A 20,472-nucleotide genomic window follows, 5' to 3' on the forward strand; every position below is an offset into this window, starting at 1 on the left:
AAATTTGCATTATTAGAAAAATACAATAATATAAAGGCAATATATGGAAGCGTTTTCTAATCAATAAATCATGGAAGAATATAATTGAAATTTTTTTATTACTCAAGTTTTTAGTATGTTTTGTAATTGTATAAGTAGCCATAAGTTATCAATTTAATTACATAGGGGTGTGTTAAATATGAATAAAAAATTAACGAAAATGGGAATGCCACCAACCTTATTATGGGGTTACATTGGCGTATTAATATTTATGATGGGGGATGGATTAGAACTTGCATGGATTAGTCCTTATCTTCATGATCATGGCTTATCCGTTCAACAAACTGCAATTTTAACGACTTGTTATGGTGTGACGATTGCAATTGGATCTTGGTTCTCTGGTGTTTTGGTCGAAATTATTGGACCGCGTAAAGTTATGTTATTAGGCACAGGTTTATATATTGTTGGTCATATTATATTTGTAGGATTTGCGATACCTACGATGAATTATGAATTAATGATTCCATCGTATGCTATTCGAGGATTTGGTTATCCGTTGTTTGCTTATTCATTTTTAGTTTGGGTGGCTTACCGTTCACCTCAAAAACGATTAGGTGCCGCAGTAGGTTGGTTCTGGTTTGTATTTACAGGTGGTTTAAGTGTGCTTGGTTCATTCTATTCTTCATTTGCAATTCAATGGTTTGGTCATGTGTTCACTTTATGGACAGCCATTATATGGGTACTTATCGGAACATTTTTAGCTGTATTTGTAAACAGAGATCAATTTGAAATAGAAGATAAAGGGCATGGTGTTAAAGAACATGTAAAAGAAATGGGCGCTGGAATTACGATATTAAAAAGAGAGCCACGTGTTGCAGTGGCATGTATCGTAAGAATAATTAATCAAGCGGCACAATATGCATTTCCATTGTTCTTACCAATATATTTATCATCCAAAGGTATTGCAACGACGACTTGGCTCAATATTTGGGGAACAATTTTTATCGCAAATATTATATTTAATTTAATATTCGGTGCGTTGAGTGACAAGATTGGTTGGAAGAATACAATCTCATACATCGGTGGTGTTGGTTGTGCTGTGTTTACATTAGGATTATATTTTGTACCAGAATTATTTACAGGTAATGTATTTGTCGTTGGTACTGTAGGATTTTTATGGGGTATGTGTCTAGCAGGATTTGTTCCAATTTCTGCGCTTGTACCTTCTCTTGTAGGTGATGGCGATAAAGGACCAGCGATGGCTATATTAAACTTAGGCGCAGGGCTATGTGTATTTGCTGGACCTGGGTTAGTAGCATTATTCTACGATAGTATTGGTGTAAAAGGAATGATGTACTTAATCTTTGGATTATATGTGGCAAGTGCAATTATGACACGTTTCTTAAAAACACCTGAAGAACGTGCAAAACTTAGTAAGAAAGAAGCAACATAAGCGTAAAAAAGCATGTATTTAAAAAATAAATATTTATCGTTATTGGAGTCCCATTCTAGTTTGGAAATTAGAATGGGACTCTCTTATTTTAAAAAGCTAATTATGCAATCGTTTTGAAATGGTGTGGAAATGAAAGACTAATTTTCTTGGAACTCTCCAGAAATAACTTGAGCAATAATCTGTTTGATTACAGCCACAATTTCATTTAACAGAATCGATCACCTCCGTCAGTTAAGTAGTTCAGGGACATTGTAGTATAAAAAAGTAGTGTAATATGCATTCGTGCATAACTCAAAAAATAAATTTCACAAGTGTGATTCATTAAAAAACACATTGCATAAATGCTTTGAAAAACTGCATAAATGTTAAAAACATTAGTTTAAATTAGTGCTGTTTATCAAATGATGTAAGATAATATTTTGAACTTTAATTCAATAATATACAGAATAAAGTATATTTATACTTGTTTTATTTGTTAATTACGTATATTATGTATATAAATCTTATAAAAATATTGGAGTGATGAAAATGGGGTTGAACACAACAGCTTTAAATAAGTTACAAGTTTTTAAAGGGGAACACTTTTTGAAAACATGCGATTTTTCAGCAGAAGAATTGAATACATTGATAGATTTTACTGGAGAGTTAAAGGAAAAGAAAAAACGTGGGATCCCTCATCCTTATTTAAAAGGAAAGAATTTAGCGTTACTCTTTGAAAAACCCTCTACAAGAACACGTTCGGCATTTAGTGTTGCCGCGTATGATTTGGGCGCATACCCAGAGTATTTCGGCCAAGGAGATATTCACTTAGGTGTGAAAGAATCTACAGCTGATACTGCAAAAGTATTAGGACGTATGTATGATGGTATTGAATTTAGAGGTTATCATCAAAAAGATATAGAATCTTTAGCTAAAAATGCCAATGTACCAGTTTGGAATGGCTTGACGAATGAGTGGCATCCAACGCAAATGATTGCGGATTTCTTTACATTAAAAGAAAATTGGGGAACTTTAGAAGGCAAAACATTAACTTATGTAGGTGATGCTAGAAATAATGTAGCACATGATTTACTTATTACTGGAGCAATATTAGGCGTTAACGTACATATTGCTGCACCTAAATCTTTACAACCTGATGAAGCAATTCAAAAGTTAGCTAAGGATTATGCTGCACAATCTCAGAGTGAAATTTTAATTACGGATGACGTGAATCAAGCGATTTATCAAACAGATGCTATTTATACAGATGTATGGTTATCAATGGGTGAGGATCAATCTGTTTTGGAAACACGTATTAATGAGTTATTACCTTATCAAGTCAATGAATCGATGCTACTGAATACAATGAATCCTGAGGCAATCGTCTTACATTGTTTGCCAGCATTTCATGATTTAAACACTGAAGTAGGACAACAGATTTATGAAAAATATGGCTTGTCTGAAATGGAAATTACGGATGACGTATTTCAAGGTGAACACGCTGTGATATTTGATCAAGCTGAAAATAGATTACATTCTATAAAAGCAATTATGTCAGTGACACTAGGCGATATATTTTAAGCGAAGTAATAGCTGTAAGGGTTGGGAATACGAAATCAAATTTTAAATTTTGATTTCTGTCCCTCCCCATTTTTTTGCACACCATACGAAGTCACAGATTATAGTCTTGAGCCACTATTATTTACCGAAAATGTTGGCTCAAAACACTGCCGAGAAACTTTTAATATGACAATGTAGATTGTAAAGTGCCTTTGATAGGTCAAAAAGATTACTTAATATATAAAGAAAACTGTTGTTTAAGTGAACTAAACGGGATTTATAATGAAGGGCTTACATAAAAAGCGTTACATCTTTTTGAAAATGTTTTTCATAATGACGAATTGTATTGATTATCATTTTCTTTGCTTGTATATTTATGGTAATTAGGATGTTAATCAATTATGAGTAAGCTATTTGAGAAAGCGCAACAATTCGGTAAGTCCTTTATGTTACCTATAGCGATTTTACCAGCAGCTGGTTTATTGTTAGGTATTGGTGGGGCATTAAGTAATCCAAATACAATCAAAGCATATCCTTTATTGGATATTGAACTATTACAAAATATATTTATATTAATGTCATCTGCAGGTAATATTGTCTTCCAAAATTTACCTGTCATTTTTGCAGTGGGTGTTGCGACTGGCTTAGCCAAAAGTGATAAAGGGACAGCAGGTTTAGCTGCCATGTTAGGGTTCCTCATTATGAATGCTTCAATGAATGGTTTGTTAATTATTACTGATACATTAGCAGACGGTAATTTGGCTAAAGAAGGACAAAGTACAGTCCTTGGAATACAAACAGTGGAAACAGGCGTATTTGGTGGTATTATAACCGGTGTCATGACAGCGCTTTTACATAATAAGTTCCATAAAATATCCTTGCCAGCCTATTTAGGCTTCTTTGGAGGTTCGCGTTTTGTTCCTATTATCACAGCATTAGGTTCTATTCTATTAGGTGTCGTGATGTTCTTTATTTGGCCAACTGTTCAAGGATGGATATTTGGTGTTGGAGGCCTCGTAGATAAGACAGGCGTTATTGGTACATTTTTCTTTGGTTTTATTTTAAGGCTTTTAGGACCATTTGGTTTACATCATATTTTTTACTTACCATTTTGGCAGACAGCACTGGGTGGTACTTTAGAAGTGAAAGGACAAATTGTACAAGGTACACAAAACATCTTTTTTGCTCAATTGGGTGATCCTGATGTTACTAAATATTATTCGGGTGTATCAAGATATATGTCTGGTAGATTTATTACCATGATGTTTGGTTTATGTGGTGCAGCATTGGCAATCTATCATACTGCAAAGCCAGAACGTAAAAAAGTCGTTGGCGGATTAATGTTATCTGCAGCGTTAACATCATTTTTAACAGGAATTACAGAACCATTAGAATTCAGTTTCTTATTTGTAGCACCGGTCCTTTATGTCATACATGCTTTTTTAGATGGTTTAGCGTTTATGTTCGCAGACATATTTAATATTACAATTGGTCAAACATTTAGTGGTGGTTTCATTGATTATCTATTATTTGGTATATTGCAGGGCAACGCTAAGACGAATTTCTTATGGGTAATTCCAATAGGTATCGTTTGGTTTATACTTTATTATATAATATTCAGATTTTGCATAACGAAATTTAATTTCAAAACACCTGGGCGTGAAGAAGGGGAAGTCGCTGAAACTGTAGAAGCAACTGATCGTGCTAAAACGATTATTCAAGGTCTTGGTGGTAAAGAGAATATTGATGTCGTTGATTGTTGCGCAACAAGATTAAGAGTGACCTTAAAGACTAATCAAGATGTTGATAGAAAAGTATTAGAGTCGACCGAGGCAAGAGGCGTTATTCAGAAGGGTAACGGCGTTCAAATTGTTTATGGCCCCCATGTAACTACGATAAAAAATGAAGTAGAAGAACTATTAGATAGTCGACAGTCATAAACAGGCGTATAATGGTATTGTATGCATGATTCATTTTATATTAATTTGATAAAAAACAGATAATTATGTAATATAGGATATTAAATGTTAATTATGAAAATATATAGTGATATTAGAAAGAATGGGGTAGAAATATGAACGTTATAAATTTGAAAGATCGCACAACGGCGAGTCAATATGTTGCTATAGAACTTTTAAAACAAATAAAGTCGCAACCTAATGCTGTGTTAGGTCTTGCTACGGGAAGTACAATGATTGATATTTATAAATACTTATCGGAATTAATTAATGTTAATCACACAAAATTAAATGATGTGGTGACATTTAATTTAGATGAGTATATTGGGTTAGCGGCAGATCACGAACAAAGTTATCATGCTTATATGAAAGAGAATTTATTCAATCATAATAGCACTTGGAATGAAGACAATATCTATTTACCTAAAGGTGATGCAGAAGATGTAGAAAAAGAATGTATAGCTTATGAGCAATGTATACAAGATGCAGGGCCAGCAGACATTCAAATTTTAGGTATCGGTGAAAACGGACATATTGGTTTTAATGAGCCATTTTCATCATTTGAAAGTGAAACACGCGTAGTAGATTTAACGGATTCAACAATCAAAGCCAACAGTCAACACTTCGATAATATTGAAGATGTACCTAAACAAGCTATTTCAATGGGCTTAGCATCTATCATGAATGCGAAGCGTATCATTCTGATAGCGTTTGGAAGTAATAAACAAGAAGCAATCCAACAATTACTGGATGGTAAAGTGTCAGAATCACTTCCTGCTTCAATCTTGCACCAACATCCGAATGTAGAAGTTATCGTCGATGACTCAGCTTTAAATTAAATAAATATACAGAAGACGATACAAGTTTGTATTGGTTTAGAATGTCGACAAAGTTTATGACTTTGTTGGCATTTTTTTGTGCGCTTTTTGCTGGCGCAACCTCATCCTGTAATCTTCGGGTTATTCAGAAATTGGCCTAAGGCGCTGCCATTTTCAAGAAATATTAAATAATGAGATAAATGAACAAAAATAAATTCAAAACCAAATACCATTACAGCGTTTGGTTTTGAATCTAGCTGAATCTAATTCATTTAACGTGTCTATTTTTATTTAATAAATATAGTTTATATAAATACTTTCTGATTGGAATTATAAAATCGCCAATATATTCTTCTACGTGTGCATTAAAGCCTTTTTTAAATTGCTGTACGCCATAATCTTCAGAAGTTTCACTGAAGTCTCCAGTAATGCCATAAAAATTATATCTTGGAATAGCATTATTTATGGCAAATGTAATCATATCCCATTGCAAACGATAAGATCCCATAAATTGGTTGTATTTAGGATTAGAACCACTAGATAGGTAATAAACTTCATCTTTCGTGTATATATAAAATGCAGCAGCTAAATTTAAGATATTTCCTTCTGTTGAGATTAATTCAATCGTCTCATTAATTTTTCTTTCATAACTATTTTGTTGTTGTGTTAACTGGTACAATTTCGTTTTTGTTTTTTTAGAATTAGTGTTTTCTTGTAATTTATTCTCTAAATCTTTAATTTCTAAAAGAAGATTAGCATTTTTCTTTTGCAATTGTTGTTTATAATTTTCTAAATTGATATACGCGAGTTTTAACATGGATTGATTGGCATAAATTTTTTGCATTTCCTCAAAATAAGATTTATCTCTAAATTTAAAATTATGCTTTTCTTCTGCCATTTGAAATAGTTCAAAGAATACATTAGTTTCTGAAATATCCAGTGTTTTTACTTCTACACCCATTTCAAAAGTTTTTCTAATGTTACGACGTGTCTGATAATCCATTTCTTTTAATATGGTACTCTCATTTTTATTTTTTAAATTTAAAACAGATAACCACCTAATTTGGCTAGTAGTAGAGTAACCGATACTATAACCTTGATGAGCATAACCTAATTTTGATAATGCATTTTTAAGCTTTTCATTATCATAGTGCTCAATTATTTTTCCATCAGCATCTCTAATATTTTCTAAAATATATGGATCTATTAAAGCGAATAATGCTTTTTGAGCTTTTAAATATACTTTTAAATTTTCAAAAAAGAATTTAGTTAATATTGGATTACTATAATCTAAAACCGGACCTCTGTGAGAGTAAAAGTATTTAAAAAATCTTAATGCCCTAGCTTCTGTTAATAGACAAGCTGCTATCACTTTCTTATCTTCTTTAACACCTACTAAATGTACATCCTTCTTCTTATTATTTCTATAATGAAAATGAGAAGTAGACTGGGTATAATGCACAAAGTTTTGATTAATAAAATCAGTGAATTCTTTTTCTGTTAATTCTACGAAGTTCATCTTTTCACCTATTTCTTAAATGATAAGAAACCTGGATAAATAGTCCAGGTATCCAAGATCTAGTGGATTTATAAACATTATGAGTTTATTACGATAAAATTCTAACATGTAATATTACATTTATATACACTTGCATATAAAAGTTACGAAAATCGTTACAATTAAAAAAATAAATGAAAGTGGAGTAGAGTGATAAAAAAAGGGGGATTGAAGATGTTCGAATAACGTGGATAACAACACATAATTAAAATTATTTTCAAAAGAAGTAAGAAAGATATATTTAAATAAAAACAGCCCACGTATACAACGTAGGCTGTTATAAAACAATATTAATATCCAGAATTGACTTCTTCACCGTCTTCATCATATTCTGTGACATAACCATCATCATCTATAGTATATGATCCAGCTAAATTACCGTCTTTATCGGTAAATGAAAATCCCCAACCATCATCTGTTTCTTCAGGTTCTTTATAAGTATAAGTATCAGTGTCTAAACTTTCGCCTTCATATGATTCGACTTTGTCTATAACATTATCACGTGTGACTTCCTCATCATCTGAACTGGATGGGTCTTCGTCTTCTTCAGATTGAGTTTCTTTTTCAAATACTTTGTCTTCATGGTCGCTAATAGCTTCATCATCAAAGGTTAAAGTCACATCAACTTCTTCCTCATCGTTTTCAGGGCTTGAAACATTCTCTACATTTGATGTGAATTGTTTACCTTCAACTTCAGTTGTAGCATATACTTCTACTTTTTCATCAGGAGAGTATGGACCAAATGTTTCGCTAGCGTATTCATTAAAGTCTTGTTGTTTCTCACCATTGATATAAAGCTTTAGTGAATCTGAATCGATATATGCTGAATCAGTACTTACAGTGAAGCGCTTTTGTTTGAATTGAGGCTCAGCATCGCTACTTTCTGACATATCGATATGAACGACGCCATCAAACTTTTTCTCATCTACTTTTTGAGTAGCTTTTAAATCGTATATTCCAATAGGGAAGTCATCAAGTGTTTTTGTCTTACCTTGTTTTAGTTTCACTTGTTTCGTATCGTCGTTATGTTTGTAAGATAACGTACTATCTTCTTCAGGAAGAATGGTGACAGACTCTTCATTTACATTAAAATTATAGTTTTTAAATATCCCCCATTTTTTACCATCTTGAGAGATGTTTATGAGTTCATTATCGCCAACTGTAACAGAAGAACCACCCATTGTATTATCTTTCATATCTTGCGCAGCGCTTTGTATTTCATTACCAACACGTTCAGGGCTATCTGTTTCATTAATATATTTATAGACAGCTTTGGCTTCGTCTTTAGATAGAGACTCGCCGTTTGCTTTTAAATTATGAGCTAAGTTGCTCGGCTTATTTTTCTTTAAATCATTTGAAATGGCTTCAGCTTGTTTTGTCGGTGAAAGTTGACTTTCAATTATTTTATAAGCTGTAAATAATGCAATAAGGATAACTACAATGACAGCAATTGTAATATAAAATGGTAATTTTGATTTTTTATTATGATTGTCGTTGTTATTTGTACTACGTTGTTGATGTACAGGGGTGCCACACTGTGTACATACTTTTTGGTTTGGTTTAATTTCGGCTCCACAATTACTACAGTATTTCATTAATTAACTCTCTCCTTAATAATCTGTATTAAAATATGAATCTAAAACACTTAAAGAATTTGAAACTGTACCTTCAATAAAGATGCGAAGGATGACACCTAAAATAAGAATATAAATTAAAATAGCATAAACCACGGGCATGCGAAGTGGATGCTTATGACTATGCTTTGTTGTGAGATAAATTGGTGATACTAATGTAAATAGCATAGAAATTAAAACAAGCATTGATCCAAAACTTGGTACATTAATGGCTAGAAATAATAAACCTAATAAGAACGCAATTACAGAAAAAGTATTAACTAATACAAAATCTGAAAGTGCTTTATGTACACTGATTTTAATGTTTAGCAGTTTAATCAATAATAAGGTAATACCAAAAAGTATTGAAATAGCTATGAGTATGTAAAAGGTAATATTAAAAACGATATTAGCCTTACTTGTTGCAAAAAATGCTATCTCTGCTGGTATAACTAAAGATAATAAAATAAGTGTAACTATAAATCCTGCAATAATGAGACTGAAAAGTGTTTTAAATGTAAATTGATGTTTACTTATAACTTCATCATCTGTCCTAGAAAATGAGTTGGAGAAAAATAATTTTGCCTCATTAAAAATATCATCAGAATGTTTAGTATTATTTTTGTTTGATTGCCTTGGTTGTTTGGGCTGATAAGATGTCTGAGATGATTCCTGATTCTGTGATACATCAGACTGAGATGTATGTTGATTAGTAGTTGGGTTGTCAGTAGATGATTGATCTTGAAGTGTTAATTTGGCGCCACACTCACCACAAAATAAATCTGTGTTTGTAACTGGCTCCCCGCAATTTGGGCAATGCATAAAAATCCCCCTTGTAATATGTTTATTAAAATAGAATATCACAGTTATATATTATGCGCACCGCTTTTTCATAAAATATAAAAATTCATAATTTAAAAAGTTATTTTTGTTTAATTTTTGTGAGTTATAAATTTTTATAGTGAATATTTGTTGTAAGAAGTATTAGAAATCAAAAAAGAGGGAGGGAGATAAATAATCTCCTTCTCCCACTTTTATTGAACTATTATATTTTGGCTTCATTTATACTTCTGACCAAATTAAATGTTGGTGGATGGCAAGGGCACAGGCACCTTTTGCACCATTAATAGGCTGATACGACTTCATTTGAAAATCAATTTCACCTAATCCCCCGTATAAGTTTTGGTAACTCAAGTATTCTTTTAAAATGACATTCGTAATATCATTGTTAAATAATGGGCCATGCAAATAAATTTTATTGGTATCAACTAACATGGTTAAATTATTGAGCGTAATTGCAACTGCACGCATGGCATCTTTAATAATTTGTACAATGCCACTATCGCCTAAACGATATGCTTCTATAACAGTATCTAAAGTTATATCATTTGAGTCTGCTACTAAACTTGTGAGATAAGTACTTTGAGCACTTCTATAAATGACTTTAGCTTTATTTATAATATTCATGCCACCTAAATAGTTTTGTAAGCATCCTCTACGACCACATTCACAACGTTCGCCATCTGGATGGATAATAGTATGTCCAACTTCCCCTACAGAAAAGTTAGAAACGCCATATAAATTGCCACGATACATACTAGATGAAAAAATGCCCTTTACAGCATGGAAGAAGATGAAATTTTCGCCATGATTTTCTGATGTAAGTAAATGTTCATATAGGCTCATACAATGTACATTATTTTCTAAAAATACAGGAAAGCTAATACGAGAAAGTAAATCTTCCAAATCAAAACCAGACCAATCACTATTTGAAGCAATTTGTTGAGATGTTTCATCAAAGTGACCTGGTAAAGCAATGCCAACTGCCTGAATATCGTAAGCTGCATGTTGTTTTAAGAAATGATTAAGTTCTTCCAAGATAAAGTTTGGTGTGATTTTTTTTAGAAATTGTGTTGCAGTAATATCGATTATATTTTGATCAACGATATTCCCAAGATTATCACTTAAGCATAACGTTACAAAATCTCTGGCTAATTCAATACCAACATAGTAATTGTATTTATTACAAATTGTAAGTAATATTTTTTTGCGTCCTGATGTTTTTTTAGTGTTAATAGCATAGTTATCAACTTCAATATCCGTAGATTTAATGAGATTATTTTGTATTAAATCTGCGGTTACTGCAGTTGTTGTTGCGGGTGTAATACCTGTGTTTTTTGCTATATCAACCCTTGATATAGGGCCGCGTACATATATTTCATTTAAAATTTGACCCCGTATCATACGCTGTTTATTTGTCATGTTTGCTTTCATTTTTATCACCATAATTTCTTAATACTCTTATTATTATATTAAAAATAAAAAGTTGCAACTATATTGACACTCTATTAGTTATAAATTATAATTAATTAAAACATTGAAAGCGTTTTCAAAATCGAATCTACGATGGGGTGTTGATGTGAGTAAATTTAATGACGCATTAGAAAAACATTTGTTACCAGTCGCTTCTAAATTGGGATCTAATAAAATTTTAATTTCAATGAGGGATGGCATTATCGTTGCAATGCCTTTGATTATTATTGGTTCATTATTTTTAGTAATCAGTGGTATTGCGATACCAGGCTGGATAGAGTGGCTAGAAGCACAGGGAATTCAACCATATTTAATGAAAGCAGTGAATGGGACATTCGGGTTAATGGGGTTAGTTGCAAGTTTCGGTGTCGCACATAGTATTGCCCGGCAATACAATACAGATGGGGTTTCAGCCGGTATTATTGCGATGTCAGCGTTTTTAGTTGTCACACCAAATGTAATGACTGGAGATAAGGTACCTGAAGAGGCAATACCTCAAATATATATGGGAAGTCAGGGCTTATTTGTAGCACTGATTATTGGTATTATTTCAGGGTTAATTTTTCAGTGGTTTATCAATAGAAACATTAGAATCAAAATGCCAGATCAGGTTCCACCAGCAGTAGCACAAAGTTTTAGTGCATTAATACCTGGGGCAGCTATTATCATATTATGGCTTGCTGTATATATCGCATTGGATAATTTACCTTTTGGCAACATCCATGAATTGATTGTTAATACATTAGGTGTGCCGTTAAGTCTGATGGGAGGTAGCTTAATTGGTACCATTATCTTAGTTGGTCTTAATAGTGCATTTTGGTTTGTCGGTATCCATGGTGCAAACGTAGTAAATGCAGTTATGCAACCTATTTGGTTGAAAAATATTGATGAAAACCGTCTAGCATATCAAGCCAATCCACACGGAGACTTACCGCACATCATAACGCAGCCATTCATTGATAACTTTGTATTTATGGGTGGCGGTGGCTCAACAATAGGACTAGTAATCGTAATTGCGATATTAGCTTTTAAAAAGCGTTCTAGTAAAATCACAAAAACGATGGCACCACTTACACTGATGCCAGGTATATTTAATATTAATGAACCGACATTGTTTGGTTTACCTGTTGTACTTAATGTGAGATTAATTATTCTATTTGTATTAGCACCAATGATTAATGCGACGATAACTTATTTCGCAATGTCGAGTGGTCTCGTACACCTTACAAATGGTACAGCGATGCCATGGACGATACCACCTATCATCAGTGGGTTTTTAGCAACAGGACATTATAGTGGTTCATTGGTTCAAATTGTCTGTATCATTATCGATATTTTACTCTATTACCCATTTTATAGAGCGATGGAGAAATATAATTTATATTTAGAAGACAAGGAAGCGAACGGAATAAAAGAAACGGAAGAATCAAAATAAAGGAGTAGATGATATGGTTAAGAGATTATTAAGTGCGAATGCTTCAGAAATAGTGAAAATGACGGCTGAAGAATTAAAACAAAGTATTAAAGCAAGTGATGGTCGGGTAGTGTTAGCAGAGAATGTTGTTACGCGCACACCAGTCATACCAGATATAACAAATGCAGAACTATCACGTGCCTTCGGAGCAGATTTGATTTTATTGAATGGATTAGATGCGTTCAATCCTAAAGTAGAAAATATAGATGAGAACAAACACGTCATCAAAGAATTGAGACGTCTTGTTGCAAGACCTATAGGCGTCAATTTAGAACCAGTAGATGACCAAGCGAGCATGGCAGAAGAAAAATTAAATATTGCTAAAGGACGTCAAGCAAGTCCGAAAACAGTAAAGGCTTTAGAAAAATTAGGCATAAACTTTATTTGCATGACAGGGAACCCAGGTACTGGCGTATCTAATGAAAAGATTGTTGGTGCAATTGCTGAGACAAGAGCAAATTTTTCAGGATTGATTATAGCAGGAAAAATGCACAGCGCAGGTGTAGATGAACCTGTAATTACAAAAGCATATGTTGAAAAATTTATTGATGCAGGTGCTGATATTATTTTAGTACCATCTATCGGAACAGTGCCAGGGTTTGATGAAGCACAACTAAAAGACATAGTGAAAGCCGTCCATCATCATAGTGGTTTAGTTATGTCAGCAATAGGGACAAGTCAAGAGAGTTCTGACGCCAGTACAATTAGGGATTTTGCTATTCGAAATAAAATATGCGGTGTGGATATTCAACATATTGGTGACGCAGGCTATGGTGGTTTAGCTCCTGTAGAAAATATTTTTGAATTAAGTAAAGCGATACGTGGACAACGTCACACATTATCAATGATAGCGAGATCAATTAACAGATAGGGTATGGTATTAATAAATGGAGGGATTTATATGGCAGAAAAAACAATAATGCTCGTATGTGCAGCAGGAATGAGTACAAGTCTGTTAGTTCAGAAAATGCAAAAAGAAGCTGAAAAACAAGAGTTAGACCGTGAAATATTTGCAGTTTCAACGACAGAAGCAGATCAGAAAATTGAAGATGCTCAAGTAGATGTTTTGTTGTTAGGACCACAAGTGCGTTTTAAAAAAGATGAATATACTAAAAAAGGTGCGGAAAAAAACATACCCGTAGAAGTGATTGAAATGACGGATTACGGTACGATGAATGGCGCAAACGTATTAAGTGCTGCTGAACGTTTAATGAGCGAATAGGGGTGGGATGATGTCTGAAGAAGAGAAAAATTTAGAATTTGCAATGTCGCTCATTACTTATAGCGGTGATGCTAAAAGTAGTGCGATGGAAGCCATATTTGCAGCTAAAAAAAGTGGATTTGATGAAGCGGAAACGAAACTAAAACAAGCTGAAGATGCATTACTTGAAGCGCATCATGTTCAAACAAACATGTTAACGAAGGAAGCACAAGGTGAACATATCAATTTGACGCTGTTAACATTGCATAGTCAAGATCATTTAATGACAGCTATCACTTTTAAAGATCTTGCACAGGAAATGATAGATTTGTATAAAGAAGTAAAAAATAATAAATAATTGTATGATTTGTTATGGTATTGAATCAATGTCAGCAAAAGATGTAAAAGTTTAGTTACTTTTACATCTTTTTTGTTTTGAAAAATAAATAAAGATGTATCAAATTAGGTCTATGCATTTTATAATTTAAAAATAGTATTTTTAAATTAGGTGTGCAACTTTTCGTATTGTGAGACGAAATAGATTACACATCCACACGTGCAAGAAAGCGATTACAATATAACTGTAAGGAGGTTGCTGATGTGTTAAGCAAGAGACAACATCATATATTAACGTACTTACTTGAACGTGAAGCCTTTGTTCAAATTCATAATTTAGCAACACAGTTCAATGTATCTGAAAGAACAATTCAATATGATCTTGAATATATTGAAACTATGGAAGATAAATTAGATTTAACGATACATCGGAATAAATATGATGGGATAAAGATTACAACAACAGCTCCTCAGTTGGCAACATTAGAGCCAAAATATACAGGAACATCGATGCATTATTCAAAGAAAGAACGCATATTATATATCACTTTGAAGTTGTTTGAATCGATTGAACCCACATCATCCCAAGTATTAGCAACTTTAGTTTCAGTAACACGTCGTACGATTGTTGAAGATTTGAAAAATGTTCAATCTTGGTTAGAAGAAAACGATTTGCTTCTTGAGTACAAGAAAAATAAAGGGTTTGTGATACAGGGTGAGGAAAATGCTTATCGTAAAGCCTATGCCACACGTGTACATGAATATTTTCAAACGCATACACATCATATGGGACATCAACTTTTTTCGAATAAAGAGTTAGAACAAATTCGTTTAACAGTCACTTCTATCTTATTAGATGCGAAATATCAGTTAGTTCAAAGTGCAATTGACGGATTGATTTATCACATTTTGATTGCGCTGCATCGTACAAATGAACATTTCGCCTTCGACATACCTGATAAAGAGTATGAAAAGCTCTCTAAAACAGAGCAATTTCATATTGCGCTTAAAATTAAAGGAAAATTAGAAGATATTTTTCAGATTGAATTTCCAAAAAGTGAGGCAGCTTTTATTACTTTGCATTTATTAGGTGCTAAAACGTCAGAAGTGAATGAACTCAATCAACAAATAGACGATTTAGAGGTATTAACAGAACAATTGATTGAACGTATGAGTGGAGAGTTAGGATTAGATTTAATGTCTGATAGCAAATTAGCAAATGGTTTAATCGTACATTTGAGACCTGCAATTCATCGATTGAAGTTTGATATGACGCATGCGAACCCTTTAAATAAGGAGATTCATGCGCAGTATGACCATATTATAGAGGGAATCAAAAGACATGTATGGGGCATTGAAGAAAATTACCAAATCGACTTTACTGATGATGAAATATCATACATCACACTGCATTTTGCTTCTGCGATTGAACGGATTTCAGCAGTGACAACAAATGCCATTAAAGTCGTATTACTTTGTGGATCAGGTATAGGAACTTCTCAATTATTAAAAAGTAGGATGGATCATATTTATCCGGAATTAGAAATTGTAGATGCTTATTCTATATATGAAATAGATGAAGTAATGCTAAAACATGAAGGTATTGATTATATCATTTCTACTGTCCCTTTTGAACAAGCAAGTGTATCAGTAATTAGGGTTTCACCATTTTTAAATAAAGATGATCGAAAACAATTAAATGAAATTATCAACCATTCAAGAGAACGATATGTAAATGATGTCAAAGGGTTAGGACCAACGTTACAAGAAGTATTACCACAATCTCGAATATTGACACAACAGCCAACACTTTTAAGAAATGATGCAATTCGACAATGTGTATCACCGCTTGTAAATGACCAAATCGTAGATGAGGCCTATGCAGCTGACATTATTGAACAATTAGATGCATTTGGACCTTATATGGTAATTAGTCCTCATATTGCATTGATTCATGCTAACCATAAACATGTTAAACAACCTGTAGGCTTTAGTTTAGTTCATTTTAAAACGGGTGTGACCTTTAATCATCAGCAATACGATCCAGTGCATATCATTATTACATTAGCTACGGAGCAGCCGCAGATACATTTAAATGCTTTGCGACAATTTAGCGAGCTAATCATGGACGAAGCAATGAGAGCAACACTGTTTTCTGGAAATATAGCAGATATCATGTCATGTATTCGTGATGTAAGTCAACATTAATAAGGGGGATATAAATGAGTCTGGAAATTTTATCATCAGATAAAGTACTGATACGAGATCGAGTGGATGATTGGAAACATGCAATTCGTGTAGCATCTAAACCTCTGCTAGAACAAGAGTACTTTAAACAACAATACATTGAAAAGATGATTTATAGCGTAGAAGAATTAGGGCCCTATATTGTAATAGCACCTGAAATCGCAATAGCGCATGCTAGACCGAGTGATGATGTCAAAAAAATAGGATTAAGTTTATTGAAATTGAATCACCATATTAACTTTTCTGAAAATGGACATCATGCTTCTCTCGTGTTTGTATTAAGCGCTGTTGATAACGAAGGCCATTTAGAAATATTAAGGAATTTAGCAACCATCTTAGGGGATTCGAACACAGTTAATAAATTATTAGTAGCAACAGACATTGATGAAATAATAAATATATTTAAAGGAGAATGATGAAAATGAAAATTTTAGTTGTATGTGGTCACGGTTTAGGAAGTAGCTTTATGGTGGAAATGAATGCACAGGAAGCTTTGAAAAATTTAAATGCACCATCAGACATTAAAGTAGAACACAGTGATGTTATGTCTGCGAGTCCTGATATGGCAGATTTATTTATTTGCGGTAGAGATTTAGAAGAAAATACAAAGCACTTAGGGGACGTTATTGTTTTAGATAACATTCTAGATAAGGAAGAGTTACAAAATAAATTGAATGAGAAATTAAGTGATTTGAACATTTTATAAATTATAAGTAAGGGGGCAACGTTATGAAACCTATACTAGATTTTATCGTTGATATTTTGAGTCAACCTGCTATATTAGTTGCTTTAATCGCTTTGATAGGTCTAATTATGCAGAAAAAATCTGCCACTGACATCACGTCCGGTACGATTAAAACAATACTTGGATTTTTAGTGTTAAGCGCAGGGGCGAATGTTGTAACACAATCATTAGAACCATTTGGAAAAATATTCCAACACGCTTTTGGCGTGCAAGGTGTTGTACCTAATAATGAAGCAATTATTTCAATTGCTTTAGAACAATATGGCACAACAGCAGCATTAATTATGGTGTTTGGGATGATTGTTAATATCATTATCGCACGTATTACGAATTTGAAATATATCTTTTTAACTGGTCATCATACATTTTATATGGCAGCCTTTTTAGCTATATTACTGTCAGTAGGTAATATCACTGGGACATTGACAGTAATCACGGGATCTATTATTTTAGGATTAATTATGGCTATATTACCAGCGTTAGCACAACCAACGATGAAGAAAATAACTGGAACTAACCAAGTCGCTCTAGGTCACTTTGGTACAATCAGTTATTGGGCAGCTGGAGAGGTTGGAAAGTTATTTAAAGGGAAATCTAAATCAACTGAAGAAATTAATTTTCCAAAAGGCTTAAGCTTTTTAAGAGAAAGTACAATCAGTATTTCACTCACAATGACATTACTTTATTTTGTGGCAGCATTATTTGCGGGGCCAACCTTCGTACATACAGAAATTAGTGACGGCCAAAACTTTATTGTATTTTCACTGATTCAAGGGGTTACTTTTGCAGCTGGTGTGTTTATCATATTAACAGGTGTACGCCTAATATTAGCTGAAATCGTGCCAGCGTTTAAAGGTATTTCTGAAAAATTAGTACCTAATACAAAACCAGCATTAGACTGTCCTATAGTTTTCCCTTATGCACAAAATGCTGTATTAATTGGCTTTTTTGTCAGCTTTATTGTTGGGGTCTTGGGCATGTTCGTCTTATTCTTATTTGGTGGCGTAGTTATACTTCCAGGCGTAGTAGCTCACTTCTTCTTAGGGGCAACTGCTGGCGTTTTTGGTAACGCACGTGGAGGTATTAGAGGTGCAATAGCAGGTTCAGCATTAAATGGCTTGTTAATTACATTCTTACCACTACTGTTCTTGCCATTCTTAGGAGAACTTGGTGGCGCAGCAACGACATTCTCAGATACAGATTTCTTAGTCGTAGGTATTGTCTTTGGTAATATTGCTAAATACCTTGGACTTATCGGTATCGCCGTCTTAGCCCTAATCCTAGCAGCGGTAGCAATATTATTACAAAAACGTACGAATCAAAAAGAAGCAGAAGAACAGTAAAATTAGATAATTAAAATAAAACAGGTGAGCATCTTATAACTAAAGGATGCTCACCTGTTTTTAATATCAATTTAACGTGAAGTTTTGCTAAAAATGAACAGAGTTAATGTGTTAGCTCAAAACTTTCTGCTATTAAATCTTTAATATGATTTATAGAGTTAATCTCATTTAAATTGATGCTTATCCAATTGGACTTATCCATGTGATAGGCTTTGTAAAACCCTTCTTTTTTTCTTAAAGGACCAATAAATTCTTGTCTGACTTTCAAATTCAATACATCTATTTCATCAGTGCCATTTAATCCTATTTTGTCTTGAGAAATATTCATCACTAAAGCAAACCATTTTTTGTTATCTTTATGTCTTAAAGCTGCAAAGTTCGAATAAGTTTGCCAAGGATAATCTGGTTTTACATCATACTTACGATTCACATAATTAAAAACTTCTTCTCTATCTAACATTATTTCACCTTCTTATTAATTATCTTCCCGTATTATTTTAATTTAATCTCTAGCGATATGGCAGTGTGTTTATGAATGTACTATACAATTGTATGAAATTTTGGATTGTAAAATAACCATTTTCATTAAAAAAGCAGTGATTTGACTCACTCCTTCGGGAAAAGCGCTAGCCGAAGACTACAGGCTGAGGCTATGACCACGGTAAGCGTGCACAAAAAAGGAATGGGAGAGAAATGGCACTGAACCCTTAAAATGGGAACTTAATAAAAACACTATTTTCTAGGCTGCTGATTTTCTGAATTCTATAGGAGATAAGTAGCCTAGCTTTTGTTGAATTCTAACTTTATTATAGTTTTCAATGTAATTTTCGACAATATCTATTACAATGTTATTAGAGCTTTTGAGCTCTTTGTTTAGATAGAATGTTTCGCACTTTAGCGAGGAATGGAAACATTCAATCGGGGCATTATCAGCTGGCGTTCCCTTACGGGACATGCTTCTGGTAATGCCTTTTTCTTCGCACAATTTATAATATTCATAAGATGTGTAAACACTGCCCTGATCACTATGGAGTATACAACTATCTGGAATTTCTAATTGATTCAATGTGTCGTTTACTAAACTTTGATTTTGATGATTATCTATCGTATAAGCAATTATTTCTCCGTTATACACGTCCATAATTGACGAAAGATATAACATTGTATTACCGAAAGGTAAATAAGTAATATCCGTTACAAGTGCTTCTAATGGACGGCTTGCGTTGAAATTTCTCTGTAGCAAATTATCTGTTTTATAAAATGGATTACCTGGTCTTTTAGATTTTTTAGGTTTAACGCGACAATTCAGCTCGTTTTCCTGCATAATTCTTTGTACTTTTTTATGGTTTACTTTTTTGACGCTATGTTTATTTAATTCGGCAGTTACTTTTCTATAACCATAGGTATAGTTGTGTTTACGACAAATATATTTTATTTTTTCTTCAACTGAATCTACTTCATAATTTTTAAGTTTCCAGCGGTAATAAGTAGATTCTGAGATATTAAAAACCCCTAATATTACCTTAACTGAATAACTTGATTTCAACGCATTAACCACTTGTATTATTACTTTTGGCGCCACTTCCTTTCCAATTCCTTGTACTTTTTTAAAACATCAATTTCAGCTTGTTGACGTTTAATTTCTAGTTTTAATTTATCTTCATTATTTAATTCTTCAATTCCTTTTCCATACGAATATTGTTTTCCGACTTGTTGATGAAACCTATTGCTTTCACCATCTCTATACCATTTCCACCATCTTTGTACTTGAGTTTTACTTTTAATACTTAAAGTTTCCATAATATGTTTAGTAGAATAACCTTGAATTTTCATTTCTATTACTTTGTTTTTAGTTTCTACTGAATACACTACTTTTTTCATAGAAAAAACACCTC

At 33.0% G+C, this 20,472-nt stretch carries 18 protein-coding genes; 12 read left to right on the forward strand and 6 right to left on the reverse strand.

Annotated elements, in window-relative coordinates; all coding sequences use genetic code 11:
* Positions 1–178 precede the first annotated feature (178 nt).
* The 4 genes from SOJ_RS02730 to nagB all read left to right on the forward strand — a co-directional run bounded on the left by SOJ_RS02730 (position 179) and on the right by nagB (position 5,768).
* Positions 179–1,432, forward strand: coding sequence for an MFS transporter (locus SOJ_RS02730; protein WP_002506552.1), 1,254 nt, complete (start codon positions 179–181; stop codon positions 1,430–1,432).
* 528 nt (positions 1,433–1,960) lie between these two features.
* Positions 1,961–2,992 carry an ornithine carbamoyltransferase gene (argF, locus tag SOJ_RS02735; RefSeq protein WP_002506553.1) on the forward strand — a complete coding sequence of 344 codons (1,032 nt, stop codon included), beginning with the start codon at positions 1,961–1,963 and terminating at the stop codon, positions 2,990–2,992.
* A 380-nt stretch (positions 2,993–3,372) separates the two neighbouring features.
* Positions 3,373–4,911 (forward strand): PTS transporter subunit EIIC, encoded by a 1,539-nt coding sequence (locus SOJ_RS02740; RefSeq protein WP_002506554.1) that lies wholly within the window; start codon positions 3,373–3,375, stop codon positions 4,909–4,911.
* Positions 4,912–5,045: 134 nt separating this feature from the next.
* Entirely contained in the window at positions 5,046–5,768 is a 723-nt protein-coding gene (nagB, locus tag SOJ_RS02745; protein ID WP_002506555.1) for a glucosamine-6-phosphate deaminase, read from the forward strand.
* A gap of 247 nt (positions 5,769–6,015) precedes the next feature.
* Here the strand turns inward: nagB and SOJ_RS02750 are convergent, their stop codons facing one another.
* The 4 genes from SOJ_RS02750 to SOJ_RS02765 all read right to left on the reverse strand — a co-directional run bounded on the left by SOJ_RS02750 (position 6,016) and on the right by SOJ_RS02765 (position 11,192).
* Positions 6,016–7,266: an aminoacyltransferase gene (locus SOJ_RS02750; RefSeq protein WP_002506556.1), complete on the reverse strand. Its 1,251-nt coding sequence runs from the start codon at positions 7,264–7,266 to the stop codon at positions 6,016–6,018.
* Positions 7,267–7,595: 329 nt separating this feature from the next.
* Positions 7,596–8,900 carry a TcaA second domain-containing protein gene (locus SOJ_RS02755; RefSeq protein ID WP_002506557.1) on the reverse strand — a complete coding sequence of 435 codons (1,305 nt, stop codon included), beginning with the start codon at positions 8,898–8,900 and terminating at the stop codon, positions 7,596–7,598.
* A 15-nt stretch (positions 8,901–8,915) separates the two neighbouring features.
* A complete protein-coding gene (locus SOJ_RS02760) occupies positions 8,916–9,740 on the reverse strand; it encodes a zinc-ribbon domain-containing protein (protein WP_002506558.1) in 825 nt (274 codons plus the stop codon).
* Between the two features lie 240 nt (positions 9,741–9,980).
* Positions 9,981–11,192, reverse strand: coding sequence for an ROK family protein (locus tag SOJ_RS02765; RefSeq protein WP_238536962.1), 1,212 nt, complete (start codon positions 11,190–11,192; stop codon positions 9,981–9,983).
* A 145-nt stretch (positions 11,193–11,337) separates the two neighbouring features.
* Between SOJ_RS02765 and SOJ_RS02770 the strand changes: the two genes are divergently transcribed.
* The 8 genes from SOJ_RS02770 to SOJ_RS02805 all read left to right on the forward strand — a co-directional run bounded on the left by SOJ_RS02770 (position 11,338) and on the right by SOJ_RS02805 (position 18,577).
* On the forward strand, positions 11,338–12,666 hold the full coding sequence (locus SOJ_RS02770; RefSeq protein WP_002506560.1) for a PTS sugar transporter subunit IIC: 1,329 nt from the start codon (positions 11,338–11,340) through the stop codon (positions 12,664–12,666).
* A gap of 13 nt (positions 12,667–12,679) precedes the next feature.
* A complete protein-coding gene (locus tag SOJ_RS02775) occupies positions 12,680–13,576 on the forward strand; it encodes a DUF7916 family protein (RefSeq protein ID WP_002506561.1) in 897 nt (298 codons plus the stop codon).
* Between the two features lie 30 nt (positions 13,577–13,606).
* On the forward strand, positions 13,607–13,927 hold the full coding sequence (locus tag SOJ_RS02780; protein WP_002506562.1) for a PTS sugar transporter subunit IIB: 321 nt from the start codon (positions 13,607–13,609) through the stop codon (positions 13,925–13,927).
* A gap of 10 nt (positions 13,928–13,937) precedes the next feature.
* Positions 13,938–14,264 carry a PTS lactose/cellobiose transporter subunit IIA gene (locus tag SOJ_RS02785; protein ID WP_002506563.1) on the forward strand — a complete coding sequence of 109 codons (327 nt, stop codon included), beginning with the start codon at positions 13,938–13,940 and terminating at the stop codon, positions 14,262–14,264.
* A gap of 242 nt (positions 14,265–14,506) precedes the next feature.
* On the forward strand, positions 14,507–16,450 hold the full coding sequence (locus SOJ_RS02790) for a BglG family transcription antiterminator (protein WP_002506564.1): 1,944 nt from the start codon (positions 14,507–14,509) through the stop codon (positions 16,448–16,450).
* Positions 16,451–16,464: 14 nt separating this feature from the next.
* Entirely contained in the window at positions 16,465–16,905 is a 441-nt protein-coding gene (locus tag SOJ_RS02795; RefSeq protein ID WP_002506565.1) for a PTS sugar transporter subunit IIA, read from the forward strand.
* A 5-nt stretch (positions 16,906–16,910) separates the two neighbouring features.
* Positions 16,911–17,195, forward strand: coding sequence for a PTS sugar transporter subunit IIB (locus tag SOJ_RS02800; RefSeq protein WP_002506566.1), 285 nt, complete (start codon positions 16,911–16,913; stop codon positions 17,193–17,195).
* A 23-nt stretch (positions 17,196–17,218) separates the two neighbouring features.
* Positions 17,219–18,577: a PTS ascorbate transporter subunit IIC gene (locus tag SOJ_RS02805; RefSeq protein WP_002506567.1), complete on the forward strand. Its 1,359-nt coding sequence runs from the start codon at positions 17,219–17,221 to the stop codon at positions 18,575–18,577.
* Between the two features lie 103 nt (positions 18,578–18,680).
* On the opposite strand, the gene SOJ_RS02810 is transcribed toward SOJ_RS02805, so the two are convergent.
* Both SOJ_RS02810 and SOJ_RS02815 read right to left on the reverse strand, forming a co-directional pair.
* The gene (locus SOJ_RS02810) at positions 18,681–19,037 is read right to left on the reverse strand and encodes an MmcQ/YjbR family DNA-binding protein (RefSeq protein WP_002506568.1); all 357 of its coding nucleotides are present in this window, start codon (positions 19,035–19,037) and stop codon (positions 18,681–18,683) included.
* Positions 19,038–19,316: 279 nt separating this feature from the next.
* Positions 19,317–20,458 (reverse strand): IS3 family transposase gene (locus SOJ_RS02815; protein WP_156789163.1). Its coding sequence is split into 2 segments (ribosomal slippage): positions 19,317–20,188 and positions 20,188–20,458, totalling 1,143 coding nucleotides; the frame shifts between segments, so codons are not numbered across the junction.
* Positions 20,459–20,472 lie beyond the last annotated feature (14 nt).

This window comes from Staphylococcus sp. OJ82 (assembly GCF_000294465.1).
GTDB classification, from domain to species: domain Bacteria; phylum Bacillota; class Bacilli; order Staphylococcales; family Staphylococcaceae; genus Staphylococcus; species Staphylococcus equorum.

Excerpts from the sequence above, each read along its gene's own strand:
- SOJ_RS02730 (WP_002506552.1), top strand. The coding sequence starts at position 179 with ATGAATAAAAAATTAACGAAAATGGGAATGCCACCAACCTTATTATGG.
- argF (WP_002506553.1), top strand. The coding sequence starts at position 1,961 with ATGGGGTTGAACACAACAGCTTTAAATAAGTTACAAGTTTTTAAAGGG.
- SOJ_RS02740 (WP_002506554.1), top strand. The coding sequence starts at position 3,373 with ATGAGTAAGCTATTTGAGAAAGCGCAACAATTCGGTAAGTCCTTTATG.
- nagB (WP_002506555.1), top strand. The coding sequence starts at position 5,046 with ATGAACGTTATAAATTTGAAAGATCGCACAACGGCGAGTCAATATGTT.
- SOJ_RS02750 (WP_002506556.1), bottom strand. The coding sequence starts at position 7,266 with ATGAACTTCGTAGAATTAACAGAAAAAGAATTCACTGATTTTATTAAT.
- SOJ_RS02755 (WP_002506557.1), bottom strand. The coding sequence starts at position 8,900 with ATGAAATACTGTAGTAATTGTGGAGCCGAAATTAAACCAAACCAAAAA.
- SOJ_RS02760 (WP_002506558.1), bottom strand. The coding sequence starts at position 9,740 with ATGCATTGCCCAAATTGCGGGGAGCCAGTTACAAACACAGATTTATTT.
- SOJ_RS02765 (WP_238536962.1), bottom strand. The coding sequence starts at position 11,192 with ATGAAAGCAAACATGACAAATAAACAGCGTATGATACGGGGTCAAATT.
- SOJ_RS02775 (WP_002506561.1), top strand. The coding sequence starts at position 12,680 with ATGGTTAAGAGATTATTAAGTGCGAATGCTTCAGAAATAGTGAAAATG.
- SOJ_RS02780 (WP_002506562.1), top strand. The coding sequence starts at position 13,607 with ATGGCAGAAAAAACAATAATGCTCGTATGTGCAGCAGGAATGAGTACA.
- SOJ_RS02785 (WP_002506563.1), top strand. The coding sequence starts at position 13,938 with ATGTCTGAAGAAGAGAAAAATTTAGAATTTGCAATGTCGCTCATTACT.
- SOJ_RS02795 (WP_002506565.1), top strand. The coding sequence starts at position 16,465 with ATGAGTCTGGAAATTTTATCATCAGATAAAGTACTGATACGAGATCGA.
- SOJ_RS02800 (WP_002506566.1), top strand. The coding sequence starts at position 16,911 with ATGAAAATTTTAGTTGTATGTGGTCACGGTTTAGGAAGTAGCTTTATG.
- SOJ_RS02805 (WP_002506567.1), top strand. The coding sequence starts at position 17,219 with ATGAAACCTATACTAGATTTTATCGTTGATATTTTGAGTCAACCTGCT.
- SOJ_RS02810 (WP_002506568.1), bottom strand. The coding sequence starts at position 19,037 with ATGTTAGATAGAGAAGAAGTTTTTAATTATGTGAATCGTAAGTATGAT.